The organism is Endozoicomonas sp., assembly GCF_031844845.1.
Taxonomy (GTDB): domain Bacteria; phylum Pseudomonadota; class Gammaproteobacteria; order Pseudomonadales; family Endozoicomonadaceae; genus Endozoicomonas.
The window spans coordinates 1-12136 of sequence record NZ_JAVRMB020000138.1 but is presented as its reverse complement, the minus strand read 5'-3'; the positions used below and the strand labels follow the sequence as shown (position 1 = coordinate 12136).

The 12136-nt window shown below is 49.6% G+C and carries 12 protein-coding genes; 7 read left to right on the top strand and 5 right to left on the bottom strand.

Annotated features, from left to right (window positions below; genetic code table 11):
- Positions 1-283 precede the first annotated feature (283 nt).
- A complete protein-coding gene (locus tag RM811_RS07015; RefSeq protein WP_402522252.1) occupies positions 284-544 on the bottom strand; it encodes a hypothetical protein in 261 nt (86 codons plus the stop codon).
- 416 nt (positions 545-960) lie between these two features.
- On the opposite strand from RM811_RS07015, the gene RM811_RS07010 reads away from it, so the two are divergent.
- The 3 genes from RM811_RS07010 to ybaK are packed head-to-tail and all read left to right on the top strand — an operon-like array spanning position 961 to position 2179.
- Entirely contained in the window at positions 961-1299 is a 339-nt protein-coding gene (locus tag RM811_RS07010; protein WP_402522249.1) for a DUF2288 domain-containing protein, read from the top strand.
- Entirely contained in the window at positions 1283-1696 is a 414-nt protein-coding gene (gene arfB / locus RM811_RS07005) for an alternative ribosome rescue aminoacyl-tRNA hydrolase ArfB (RefSeq protein ID WP_402522247.1), read from the top strand. Before RM811_RS07010 ends, arfB begins: the two co-directional genes overlap by 17 nt.
- 15 nt (positions 1697-1711) lie before the next feature.
- A complete protein-coding gene (ybaK, locus tag RM811_RS07000; RefSeq protein ID WP_402522245.1) occupies positions 1712-2179 on the top strand; it encodes a Cys-tRNA(Pro) deacylase in 468 nt (155 codons plus the stop codon).
- Here ybaK and RM811_RS06995 read toward each other — a convergent pair.
- Positions 2150-2725, bottom strand: coding sequence for a DNA-3-methyladenine glycosylase I (locus RM811_RS06995; protein ID WP_402522243.1), 576 nt, complete (start codon positions 2723-2725; stop codon positions 2150-2152). The two genes, ybaK and RM811_RS06995, sit on opposite strands and share 30 nt — an antisense overlap.
- Before the next feature lie 204 nt (positions 2726-2929).
- Here RM811_RS06995 and RM811_RS06990 point away from each other — a divergent pair, with 204 nt between their 5' ends.
- Positions 2930-3415: a peptidylprolyl isomerase gene (locus RM811_RS06990; RefSeq protein ID WP_402522240.1), complete on the top strand. Its 486-nt coding sequence runs from the start codon at positions 2930-2932 to the stop codon at positions 3413-3415.
- Positions 3416-3488: 73 nt separating this feature from the next.
- Here RM811_RS06990 and RM811_RS06985 read toward each other — a convergent pair whose 3' ends face one another.
- Positions 3489-3725, bottom strand: coding sequence for a hypothetical protein (locus RM811_RS06985; protein ID WP_402522237.1), 237 nt, complete (start codon positions 3723-3725; stop codon positions 3489-3491).
- 262 nt (positions 3726-3987) lie between these two features.
- Between RM811_RS06985 and RM811_RS06980 the strand changes: the two genes are divergently transcribed.
- The 3 genes from RM811_RS06980 to RM811_RS06970 are packed head-to-tail and all read left to right on the top strand — an operon-like array spanning position 3988 to position 9091.
- Positions 3988-5307 (top strand): efflux RND transporter periplasmic adaptor subunit, encoded by a 1320-nt coding sequence (locus RM811_RS06980; RefSeq protein ID WP_402522234.1) that lies wholly within the window; start codon positions 3988-3990, stop codon positions 5305-5307.
- Complete coding sequence (locus tag RM811_RS06975; RefSeq protein WP_402522232.1) at positions 5304-8480, top strand: efflux RND transporter permease subunit; 3177 nt, start codon at positions 5304-5306, stop codon at positions 8478-8480. The genes RM811_RS06980 and RM811_RS06975 overlap by 4 nt, the downstream gene beginning before the upstream one ends.
- Positions 8481-8488: 8 nt before the next feature.
- On the top strand, positions 8489-9091 hold the full coding sequence (locus RM811_RS06970; protein WP_402522229.1) for a TetR family transcriptional regulator: 603 nt from the start codon (positions 8489-8491) through the stop codon (positions 9089-9091).
- A 43-nt stretch (positions 9092-9134) separates the two neighbouring features.
- On the opposite strand, the gene RM811_RS06965 is transcribed toward RM811_RS06970, so the two are convergent.
- Both RM811_RS06965 and RM811_RS06960 read right to left on the bottom strand, forming a co-directional pair.
- Positions 9135-10316: a nucleoside recognition domain-containing protein gene (locus tag RM811_RS06965; protein WP_402522228.1), complete on the bottom strand. Its 1182-nt coding sequence runs from the start codon at positions 10314-10316 to the stop codon at positions 9135-9137.
- A gap of 188 nt (positions 10317-10504) precedes the next feature.
- Positions 10505-12091 carry a peptide chain release factor 3 gene (locus RM811_RS06960; RefSeq protein WP_402522225.1) on the bottom strand — a complete coding sequence of 529 codons (1587 nt, stop codon included), beginning with the start codon at positions 12089-12091 and terminating at the stop codon, positions 10505-10507.
- Between the last annotated feature and the right edge of the window lie 45 nt (positions 12092-12136).

The window sequence follows — 12136 nt, the reverse complement described above, 5'->3', positions numbered from 1 at the left end:
TTTCTGCGTAGTGCTGATTTCGCCTGTGCCAACCAGAATCCTATCCGTTAGTCATTTATCCAAAAGCTGGATTTACCCTCAATAGTATTGTCTGCATTACTTGGATTCAGGGATGGTTAATACTGATGATGATTGATTTATTCCTCGTTCCCACGCTCTGCGTGGGAATGCATACGCACCCACCACAAACTAAACAGGGAGAGTAAGGTTGTCCCCCCCTCACCTCTGCCTATCTGATAGTCCTGCGACATACGACAAGTTAAGCTGCGCGGATAAATAGTTTCTACTTGATGGCCTTCAGGACCGGTGCAAGAGTTGAAGCCATACAGCGCCCAAATAAATAGGACAGCCACAAATTCAAGCCCAATATTAGCATTTGATTTGTGGATGTCCTTTTCTTCTTTTTCTTTTCTTCCTCCCAGATTTGTGGATGTCCTTTTCTTCTTCTTTCTTCTTCCTTTTCTTCTCTCTCCAGATTTGTGGATGTCCTTTTCTTCTCAAGATTTGTGGATGTCCTTTTCTTCTCTCCTGCGTTTTTTACCATTATTATTACCGTTTTATCATTCAGTCTGGCTGACGCTATTGCCTTTGGTTTTACCCTGTATCCAGTTTCTATGCTTGCTCAGGATAGAGGCAGGGAAGTGACACCAACCATGTATGTCCTCTGTGCCATCTTCCTGGGTTACTACTTCTTCCTGTAATCTGCCTGTCTGCAGGGTTTGTTACCAGGCTCTGCAGATGATCTCGAATTAAGCTGCCCGGATAAATAGTGTCTACCTGTTGTTTTACACCAGCATAGTTGACTTCTACACCCGGAAAAACCGCAACTGCATCAACTCCCCGGAATCCATAAAGAGCCTTCAACTTTAGTTGTTAGTCCTGTTATTCTCCTACCCGGTGTTTAAATATTTTTTTGATTTTGTACAGTATTTGCTCAATTAAACAGGGGGGCATCGAGAAATGCCTGAGACGGTCGGCAGGGAAACGCTTGAAAAAGCCAAGTTAAACCAGGAGACATCACAAATCACCTGGTCAGAATTGCAGCGATATTTCGCCCAGGGCGTCGTATTGTGTGTGGATGACTCCCTTGACCTGATTGAAGCTGGCTATCAGATTTCGGTTGATAGCAAGTCCGTCATAGAAGCGTGGGTAGAACAGGGTTTACTGGGAGCGGTTAGCGATGAGCAGGCACAGTCATGGTTTGAAGAAGATCCTGAATTGTGGGCGGTAGTGGTTCGACCCTGGGTGCTGGTGCAGGAAAAAATGGGAGATCATAGCCTGAATGCTGGAGATTGCTGACGGTATCATCATTACCGAAGATGAGATTGAACTCAGTTATATACGGGCGCAGGGTGCTGGAGGCCAGAATGTCAACAAGGTCTCTTCTGCTGTGCATTTGCGGTTTGATATCCGGGCTTCATCATTACCTGAGTTTTATAAAGAACGTCTTCTTGCTGTGCGTGATGCCCGTATTACCCGGGAAGGCATTATCATTATCAAGGGGCAGCGATTCCGAACTCAGGAGAAGAATCGGGATGATGCGCTATTGCGACTTAAGGAATTGATCTGTAAGGCAACCGTCGTTCAAAAGCAGCGGAAGGCAACCCGTCCTACCCTGGCTTCAAAAAAGAGAAGCGTTGAACATAAAAAGCGCCGGGCCAAGACGAAAACCCTTCGTGGACGAATAGATCACTGATGTGGAAAAAACAGAATGACCCCAGCCATTAATGTGCTGAAAAAAGCGAAAACAGACCATAATGTTCATCAGTACCATCATGACCCTGACAGTGCTTCCTATGGTGAAGAAGCGGTTGAAAAAATGGGACAGAATCCGCATCAGGTGTTCAAAACGCTCCTGGTCAAACTGGATGGCAGGCAGCTGGCCGTGGCCGTGGTTCCGGTCGCTGACAAGCTTGATCTGAAAGCGATGGCCAGCGCCTGTGGTGCTAAAAAGGCGGCGATGGCTGAACAACAGGAAGCAGAACGCAGTACCGGCTATATTTTTGGTGGCATCAGCCCTCTTGGACAGAAAAAACGTCTGCCTACTGTCGTTAATAGCAGTGTGGAATCTTTTGACACCGTATTTGTCAGTGCCGGGCGACGGGGGCTTGAAATTGAATTAGCGCCCGCTGATCTGGTTAAGCTGACTTCAGCCCGCCTTGCTGTCATTGCTAAATGATGGGCAGCTGACCAGGTGATCATTCACTAATCCCATCGCCTGCATAAATGCATAGCAGATAGTACTGCCGACAAAACTGAAGCCACGCTTTTTCAGGTCGCGGCTCATTCGATCTGAAATGTCGGTGGTCGCCGGCACCTCATCCATGCTCTGCCAGTGATTGATTAATGGTTGGTGATCAACAAACGACCATAGGTATTGGCTGAAGCTACCGAACGCCTCCTGAACGTTTATGAAAGCGCGGGCATTTTTGATAGCACTTTGAATTTTCAGTCGGTTGCGGATAATGCCGCTGTCCAGCATCAGCCTTTCAATATCCTGCTCAGTCATTCTGGCGACTTGCTGAACATCAAACTGGTGAAAGGCTTTCTGATAGCCTTCACGGCGTTTCAGAATCGTGATCCAGCTAAGCCCGGCCTGAGCCCCTTCCAGAATAAGAAACTCAAACAGTTTCCGGTCGTCATTGCAGGGAACTCCCCACTCTTCATCGTGATACTGAATGTAAAGTGGGTCACCATGGCACCAGGTGCATCGGGAATCGCTCAAGAGGAAAACGCCATTTGTTAAAATTTTCCTGCTGATTAGACCAGAAAACGGCATTGTTTGCAGTTTTCTGGTTATCCACAGCCATGAGCTGCAAATGGTACCTTTGTCATGATGGCGTAAATGGCATAATTTCTGCGGGAGGCATTTTCATAAATGAATAATGGCAGTTAATATAGACATTTAATTTGTAACAGGCGTTATCAGATGAAGATAGCTAAAGAGAAAGTGGCACTGTTTAATTACACGCTGAAAAATGATGCGGGAGAAGTTATCGACAGCTCTGAAGGCGAGTCTCCCATGGCTTATATTCATGGTGAACACAATATAGTGGAAGGACTGGAAAACGCTCTGGAAGGCAAGCAGGCCGGCGACAAGTTTGACATCGTGGTTGAGTCTGCTGAAGGCTACGGCGAGTACGATGAGAGTCTGGTTCAGCCAGTCCCTAAAGAACAGTTTGGTGACCACCCGGTAGAAGTGGGCAACCAGTTTCATGCGGATACGGCCATTGGTCCGCGTATTGTGACCGTTGTGGCTATTGATGATGAAGAAGACCAGATAGTTATTGACGCTAACCACTCACTGGCGGGTGAAGACCTTCACTTCAGCATTGAAGTGGTTGAAGTTCGTGATGCGACCAAAGAAGAGCTGGATCATGGCCATGTCCATGGACCAGAAGGGCATGTGCACTGAATTTGCCTTTCAAAAAAAACCGGCTTATGCCGGTTTTTTTTATGGGTGCTTCTCTTGTGTGGCTGCTGTGTGATCAGTGGGTAATGTAAACCGCGTGGCGTGTTTTATCAGGAGTGAGCAGTTGGATATTGGTGAGCAGGCCGCTTTCTACCATGGCCCTGAAAGCTACCGCCATTTTCATTTTCTGCAAGTCATCCTGATGCTCCCAAAGACCTGTTTCTTCCATCAGAACCCTGATGTTAAAAGTTGACCCTTTATCCATGGTATTTATGACGTGTTGTAAAGGTGCTAACAGATGGTTCAGGCGCATACATCTCTCCTTTTACCGCTTTATTTTCCCGAGTCTGCACAGTCTATTGTTCATGCCCTCTGGTTTTCACTAACAGCGTGGTTATGCCAACAGAATCTATAACTATGGATTCCGAAATCATTTCTGGCCCTTAGACATTGGTTGGAGAACATTGATTTGCCTTCGTAAACGGCTGCCTCGTCAATATGGGTTATTTACAAGCATTCATGTATGTATGTAAAATCCGCAAACAATACGAATACGCAAAAATAAGCAGAAGCCCATGAAATTCAGCAAAGTTCTTATCATCAGCCTGGTGCTGGTGGGTCTGGCGTTGGCCGGTTATCGGATTCAAGGCAGTGGTGACTCTGCTGCCGTTGTTTATGAGGCCCCACCGATTCGAGTCGATGTGCTTCAGGTCATGCCGGGTGAACTCTCGGCCTGGGCTTTTGCGGAAGGAACAGTGGAAGCTCTGCAGAAGGCATTTCTCAACTTTGAGCAGTCAGGCAAAGTCGTTCATATTGGTTCTTTGGCCGATGGCTCCCCTTTGCGGGAAGGGGTTCGTGTTTTTGGTCCGAATGATGATGTTCGTCTGGGGCAGCTATTGGCCAGGATTGATAACCGTGAGAACACTTCTGAAGTGGTCGCTCTTGAAGCGCGGTTACAGTCTGCCAGAGAGCGGCGTAAAGAAGCCGAGTCCGGTGTGCATATGGCTCAGAATGACAAAAAGCAGGCTGAGAAGGACTTCGCCAGAATTGAAGCGATCTACCAAAAAGGCGTTGTGTCCAGGGATGAGTATGATCGTTATCGAACCGGAATGCTCAACGCCCAGATAGGCGTTGAAGCGGCAGAGAGCAGTTTGCAGGCAGCGATTTCGGAAGAGAAGGGCGTTGCGGCAGACTTGAACCGGGCTACCGTCAATCTGGAGAAAACCAGCCTTTTTGCCCCATTTGATGGCGTCATTACTGCGATGAATGTGTTGCAGGATAACTACTACTACCCACCGGCAGGTATCAGTACCAACCGGGAGCGGGAAGCCGCCAGTGCCATTGTTGTTGTAGACGACAGTCAGTATGAAATCAGGCTCGAAGTTTCAGAAGCTGAGGCTCGTTTGATCAAAGAGGGCCAGCTTGTCTATCTGGCTCAGGATGATCGGGTTCTTTATGACTCTGTGAACTCCGGTTTTGATCAGCCGGGTGCTGAGTCGTCTATTGTGAAAGGCCGTGTATGGTCTGTTAGCCCGTCCCTCAGCCTGCAGCGTCGGTCAAGGCTGGTTAAGGTAAGAACCCATGGCGATGCACAGGCAATACAGGATGGGATGTTTGTCAGGGCGTGGATTGCTACCGAGCAAAAAACGGATGTCCTGACCTTGCCATGGCAGGCGATTTCATTTCGTGATGGTATGCCTTACGTCTTTGTGGTTAAGCCGGAAAACCGTGTTGAATTACGCTGGTTATCTATTGGGATTCAGGGCTTGTTGAGTCTGGAAGTGGTCAGTGGTCTTCAGGATGGTGACCGGGTTGTGGTTCGTGGTCAGCACCTGCTTGCCAATGATAGCTCTGTAGCAGTGATTAATGAGCGGCAGCCGGGAGATAATGAATGAACTGGCTAACACGAAAGCTGTTTTTGCAAACCCTGTTTGCCCGCCTTTTATTGGGGTTGTTTCTGCTTTCCGGTGTGCTTTCCTACAACACAATGGTGCGGGAGAACTACCCGGATCTGGAAATCCCCAAAGCATTGATCACCGTTTCCTGGCCAGGCGCAGCGCCTGAACAGGTGGAAAAAGAGGTAACCAAGCCTCTCGAAGATGAAATCCGCAGTGTTAAAGGACTGAAGACTTTTGCCAGTGGTTCATACCAGTCCTACTCCATGATTGCTGTTGAGTTTGAGGCCGATATGCCGCTTGCGGAGGCTCTGCAACGACTCCGGGCAAAAGTGGATAAGGCAGAAAGCCAGTTCCCGGGCGAAGCGGATATCGAAAAACCGGAAATTGAAGAAATGTCGGTTGCCGATATGCCGGTTATCAGTCTGGTTCTCCATGGCAATGTGGATGATTTGATCCTGACGGATGTGGCAAAGCGTCTGGAATCCCGGTTTGAAACAATACCCACCGTTAAGAAAGTGACCCTGGGCGGTATGCGGGAAAAAAGTCTGCATATACGACTTAAACCTTATAAATTAAGAGAGCTTGGGATTTCACCTCTTGTGGTCAGAGATCGGCTGCAGGCAGCCAATCAGGATATGGCCTGGGGTGAGTTTGAAGGCAGTGAGAGTACATTTAATCTCTATCTTGCGGGTCGTTTTGATAGTGTGGATAAGCTGAAAAAACTGCCTGTTGTCCGGCTTGATGAAAACCGGCCTGTACGGCTTGGGGAGATTGCGGATGTCAGCCTGAGACTGGATCGTGAAAAAAGCCGTAACTATTTCAGTATTGACCATGGGGAGTTTACCCGGGGTATCACATTAGACATCACCAAACGTCCGGGAGAGGATACTTTTGCGGTCATCAGCGCCGCTGAACAGCTGGCTGACCAGATCGTCAACAGCGATACCTGGCCTCAGGGGCTGCAACTGACCAAGGTAACGGATGATGGTGAGCTGATTGAGTTGGCCTTTGAAGATATTTCCGGCTCAATGTATCAGGCCGTCATTATTGTATTTGTGGTGTTGATGTTTCTGCTGACCTGGCGTGAAGCGCTCATTGCCGGCATTGCACTTCCGGTGACTTTGCTGGCAACGCTGGCAGGAATGGCGATGCTTGGGTATACCCTGAGTTCAACGGTTCTGGTGGGTATGGTGCTGGCGCTGGGGTTGTTGGTGGATGTGTATATCCTGGTTATGGAAGGCATGCATGACGGGTTATATGTCCGCAAACAGTCTTTTTCACAGGCGGCACTCTCTACGGTTAAAACGTATATTTTACCAGCCACTGCCGGACAGCTGACTACTATCCTGGCCATGGTTCCGCTGATGATGGTGGGTGGCATTCCCGGAAAATTCATTCGAATATTGCCCATGACGATTACCATCAGCTTGTTAGTCAGTCTGGTGGTCGCCTTTCTGGTGTGTATCCCCCTTTCCCGTTACCTGCTTGAAAAGGACTCCGGAACATCCAGAGAATTACTGATTGATCGGTTAAGTATGAAATATCGAGGCCAGCTCACAGACTGGCTGTTGGCGGCAGTGTTAAAGAACCGTATGACGGCTGTCTTCTGGGTAGCTGGCGCTTTTGGGCTCTTTGCCTTGAGCTTGCTGGCAGCGGGGCAGCTACCGGTCATGATGTTCTCTGAAAGTGATGACCGTAAGATCGGTGTTGCCATTCAGTTAGGGCCTGATGCCACGCTGGAACAGGCTCAACAGGTTGCCGACAAGGCTGGGACTTACTTACGACAGCAGCCGTGGATTGAGAAGAATATTGCTTATGTTGGTGAAAAAAGCCCGGTGACCAGCAGCTCACTGAATGAGGCGCTATTACCGTCAAAAGCCTATAATCAGGTGGGATTTACGGCCATTCTGGTACCTCGGAAAGACCGGGATCGCATATCCTTTGAGTACCTTGACGATATTCGTGAAGGGTTGAAAGAAACCCTCAAAGATGAAGCCGGGCTGGAAATATTTTTGACTCACGTAGGAGGTAATCCTTACAACGCGGCTCCGGTTCAGATTGAGATTCTGGGTGAGGACTATGACCTGCTTCGTGATATCTCGGTGGGTGTTCGCCAGCAGTTGTCACAGATTCCCGGGGCCCAGGGTGTTCGGGATAACCTGGGGGCTGCACATCGGGAAATTCGCTTCCGCCTGATACCGGAGCGTTTAAGTTTTCATGGCCTTTCTGAACACAGTGTTGCCCAGCAGATACGAATGGCCATGGAGGAAGACGACTTCGGTCGTTTTAAAGTGTCCGGTATTCAGGATGATCCGGATATCCGGATCAGTATGGCCTGGGCAAGTCGGGGAGGTGAACTTGGCAGCCCTCAGCATCTTGCAGAGATGCAGCTGATGACGGTGATGACTGATGATGGTCGCAGTGTCCCTCTGCTGGATCTGGCTGAGTACCAACTGATTGCGGCTCCCCAGGTATTTGTTCATAGCGATGGGCAAAGAGCGGTTACGGTTCAGTCAAGGGCTGAAGGGCAGACGGCGACGACCATCATGAAAGCAATGATTCCCCACCTGGAAGCAATGAAGCGTGACTGGCCTGTAGGTTATGACTATCGGCTGGCGGGTGAAATGGAGTCCACCGATGAAAGCTATGGCAGTATGGGAGGGGCCATGGTCTTGGCGATGGGAATGATTTTCGTACTGCTGACTCTGATGTTTAATTCAATGCGGCAACCGTTGATTATTCTCCTGGTAGTGCCGTTGGCATTAACCGGAACGTTTATTGGCTACTTTCTGGCTGAAATACCAATGTCGTTTATCGGTTTGATGGGGGTTGTTTCTTTGGCTGGTATTGCGGTTAACAATGGCATTGTTCTGATTGAAACGATGAACAGTCATCGGTCATCTGGTTTATCGGTGGCTGAGTCCGCAGCCCGGGGAGCAGCCGATCGTCTGCGCCCGGTGATCAGTACCGGTTTAACCACCGTGCTTGGGCTTATTCCCCTGGCCAGTAGTGACCCGCAATGGTATCCACTGTGCATGGCTATTATCTTTGGCCTGGCAGCCTCGACGGTATTTGCCATGGTGGTGGTACCCGCGCTGTACCTGCTATTAACCTCTGATAAAAAAGCGGCTGAAGACAGTCTTGAACTACCGGAACTTCAGGCAGGCTAAAGATATTTATGGTTCGTCGTACAAAAGAAGATGCTGAGAAAACACGGCTTCAGTTGTTGGAAGCAGCGCTGGCCCTGTTCAGTGATAAGGGTATTGCCAATGTGACGCTGGCTCAGATAGCCAGTGCTTCAGGTGTCACCCGGGGTGCCATTTACTGGCACTTTAAAGATAAATCCCAGATGCTGGAAGCCCTTTGGGAGCGGGTGTTTGATCCGTTAGATCAGCACTTTGCTGCACAGCTTGAAGCGGATGATGAAGATCCACTGGAGGTGCTTTGTAACCTGGGCAAACGGGTGTTGCAGGAAGTGGCCACCAACCTTCAGTTTCAACAGGTGTGCCGGATCAGTCAGCAGGCAGCCTTTGATCTGCAGATGATCGAGCGCTGGAATCAGTTTTGCCAGAGGAGTCAGAAAGAAGTGACGGTACTGATGCAGAGGGCCAGAGATCGGGGATTGTTGAGAGAAGGTATAACCCCGGAGGCGGCTTCACTGGTGGCCAGTGGTTGTTTCCATGGTGTGATTGAGCGGTGGCTTTCGGTGGGTGGAGTGGTAGATCTTGAGCGTGAAGGGGATGCCATTGCTGAGGCCATTTTTGCCGGCCTCAGGAGGTAAAGCTGGAAGCAAAGAACAATCAGCTTCCAGCATCCAGCTGCTTTTAACCAATAAGAGGGCTTAGCAGGAGGTAAAGATAGTGGGCCGCTACACCGGCGCCGATACCACCGATGGTGTGAGCCAGGATGGCCTTTGACGTCAGCTGGCGGAAGCCAAGAGAGTCCAGCATGGCGGTATGAGTACTGAGATATCCGCTCCAGCACATGCCCATAGCGGTGAAGACGGCAATATCGCTGCCGCCAATAATGCCCTGGCTGATGAAGTTTGGCACCAGTGACATGGCCGCGCCAACAGCACCCAGTGAGGTGATTGGGAAAGCAATCAGCTCAGCATGTTCAAAGCCAAAGAGCAGTTCAAAGAGCCAGGAGACATGGCTGGCCAGCCTCGGGAGCAGGGCAACCCCTTCAAATGCACTGCCGGTATAGCCGGTTATTGGTGCATCAAAGGTCAGTACCATAACAAAGGTACTGATGATCAAAACGCCGGGAATGATGGCCACGCCCATTTTGACACCGCCTTTTCCCCCATCCAGCAGGGCATTCAGAAATCTCAGCCACACCGGGTCTGTAGAGCTGTGATCATCCAGAAGTTCACTGTGGGTATCTTTGATGGCCAGCTCATGGACTCTTGGGTCATTACGAATAAAGCGTTGCATCAGCCGGGTGGAGATAATAGAGCCCACAAGGGCTCCACCCAGGCCAATTATTGCCGGAATAAAGTAGGTGTCACCGGTTTCGTTATTCTGCAGCGTTGCCATAAAGGTGATGACGATAAGACCCATACCAAAAGAGGTGCCAAAATTGGTCAGGGAAATGATCTCATGAACCTTGAACGTCTGACGGAATCTACGGTCTTTAGCCAGACCAATAATGGCGGGATTGTCTGAGAAAAAGGTCATCATGGCGGCCATGGCTGCCCGGCCAGGCAGATTGAATACCGGCCTCATCAGAGGAACCAGCAGCTTTTCAATCAGCGAAATAACATGGAATTCCATCAGCAGGCGACCTGCCGCTCCTGAAAGAACGGTGATGCCCATCAGAAAGAGTACCGTGTTCAACAGCAGCTGGTGAGCGGTGTTGAACAGGGTGTTAAACATGTGGGTCACACCCATGGTCTGGCCAAGGTAGCCAAACAACAGTCCCGCAGTGGTTAGCAGGACAATGGGTTCGACAATTTGACGGATACCCGTAGACGTTTCTGGTTTGTTCGAGACAGCATCACTCATAGAAATACCAAACAGAATTAATCTTCCAGATTAGACAATGTTTTTCGGTTTTGCAGTATCGGTATTAGTCAGAAAAGGAATATGTGCAGGGGGGGATAACCGAATATATAAAACGATGGAACTAAAAGAAGTTACAGGCAGGCAAAACCTGTTGGCCTGTAACTTCTATTAACGATCAGAAGCGTTGATTAATGCTCTCGGGTTGTTCGGAAAGTCACCTCCGGGTAACGCTCTTGTGCCAGTGACAGGTTCACCCGTGTAGGCGCCAGGTAGGTCAGATGGCCGCCACCATCAATGGCCAGATTCTCTGCACATTTGCGTTTGAACTCTTCGAGCTTTTTGTTATCACTGCAGTCAATCCAGCGTGCAGTATTCACCGTGACCGGCTCATAAATAGCATCAACATTGTACTCATCTTTGAGGCGACGCATAACCACGTCAAACTGAAGTACGCCTATTGCACCGAGAATCAGGTCATTGTTGTTAACCGGCATGAATAGCTGAGTGGCGCCTTCTTCTGAAAGTTGCTGAAGTCCTTTTTGCAGCTGTTTCAGCCTTAATGGATCTCTCAGGCGAACCCGGCGGAACATCTCAGGAGCAAAGTGGGGAATGCCCATGAATTTCAGCATTTCACCCTGGGTAAAGGTGTCACCAATCTGGATCGTACCGTGATTGTGCAGACCAATGATATCACCGGATGTGGCTTCATCCACATGGGAGCGGTCGCCTGCCAGAAAAGTTACGGCATCGGCAATTTTGATATCTTTACCAAGACGAACGTGCTTCATTTTCATGTTGCGAATGTATTGGCCGGAACAGATTCGCAAAAAGGCGATACGGTCGCGGTGCCTGGGGTCCATATTTGCCTGGATTTTGAATACGAACCCTGAGAAGTTCCCTTCGTCGGCCACCACGGTGCGATCGTTGGTTTCACGGGGCATGGGGGATGGAGCCCACTTGACGAAGTCATCCAGCATTTCCCGGACGCCGAAGTTGGACAAGGCTGTGCCAAAGAAAACCGGCGTCATTCGGCCGGCATGGTACTCTTCAAGATCAAATTCATGGCTGGCGCCACGAACCAGTTCAACCTCTTCCATCAGGTCTTCGTGGAGGTCACCCAGCAGGGCTATGGCTTCTTCCGACTCCAGCCCCTTGATCTGGATATCATCAGGGATAACGCTGGCCTGACCCGGTTTGAAAACATGGATGGTGTCGGTGTAAAGGTTGTAAACCCCTTTGAACCGCTTACCCATGCCAATAGGCCAGGTGATGGGAGCGCACTGAATTTTCAGGATATCTTCAATTTCATCCAGTACTTCTATTTGATCACGGACTTCCCGGTCCATCTTGTTGACGAAGGTGAAGATAGGGGTATCTCTCAGGCGGCAGACTTCCATCAGTTTAATGGTACGATCCTCGACACCCTTGGCTCCGTCGATCACCATGAGGCAGCTGTCAACCGCGGTCAACGTCCGGTAAGTGTCTTCGGAGAAGTCTTCGTGTCCCGGGGTATCCAGCAGGTTTACTGTACGACCATGGTAGGGAAACTGCATGACGGAGGTAGTGATGGAGATTCCCCGCTCCTGCTCCATTTTCATCCAGTCAGAGGTGGCCATTCGGCCCGTTTTACGGCCTTTTACCGTACCGGCAAGCTGAATGGCGCCACCCAGCAGCAGGAGTTTTTCGGTAATGGTGGTTTTACCGGCATCGGGGTGGGAGATGATGGCAAATGTGCGTCTGGTGCTTACTTCTTGGGAGAGTCTGGGGTCTGACATATATCTTGGTTTCTGAATTTGTACACACCTTTGTACACATTTGGG

Excerpts from the sequence above, each read along its gene's own strand:
- RM811_RS07015 (WP_402522252.1), bottom strand. The coding sequence starts at position 544 with ATGGTAAAAAACGCAGGAGAGAAGAAAAGGACATCCACAAATCTTGAG.
- RM811_RS07010 (WP_402522249.1), top strand. The coding sequence starts at position 961 with ATGCCTGAGACGGTCGGCAGGGAAACGCTTGAAAAAGCCAAGTTAAAC.
- arfB (WP_402522247.1), top strand. The coding sequence starts at position 1,283 with ATGCTGGAGATTGCTGACGGTATCATCATTACCGAAGATGAGATTGAA.
- ybaK (WP_402522245.1), top strand. The coding sequence starts at position 1,712 with ATGACCCCAGCCATTAATGTGCTGAAAAAAGCGAAAACAGACCATAAT.
- RM811_RS06990 (WP_402522240.1), top strand. The coding sequence starts at position 2,930 with ATGAAGATAGCTAAAGAGAAAGTGGCACTGTTTAATTACACGCTGAAA.
- RM811_RS06985 (WP_402522237.1), bottom strand. The coding sequence starts at position 3,725 with ATGCGCCTGAACCATCTGTTAGCACCTTTACAACACGTCATAAATACC.
- RM811_RS06980 (WP_402522234.1), top strand. The coding sequence starts at position 3,988 with ATGAAATTCAGCAAAGTTCTTATCATCAGCCTGGTGCTGGTGGGTCTG.
- RM811_RS06975 (WP_402522232.1), top strand. The coding sequence starts at position 5,304 with ATGAACTGGCTAACACGAAAGCTGTTTTTGCAAACCCTGTTTGCCCGC.
- RM811_RS06970 (WP_402522229.1), top strand. The coding sequence starts at position 8,489 with ATGGTTCGTCGTACAAAAGAAGATGCTGAGAAAACACGGCTTCAGTTG.
- RM811_RS06965 (WP_402522228.1), bottom strand. The coding sequence starts at position 10,316 with ATGAGTGATGCTGTCTCGAACAAACCAGAAACGTCTACGGGTATCCGT.
- RM811_RS06960 (WP_402522225.1), bottom strand. The coding sequence starts at position 12,091 with ATGTCAGACCCCAGACTCTCCCAAGAAGTAAGCACCAGACGCACATTT.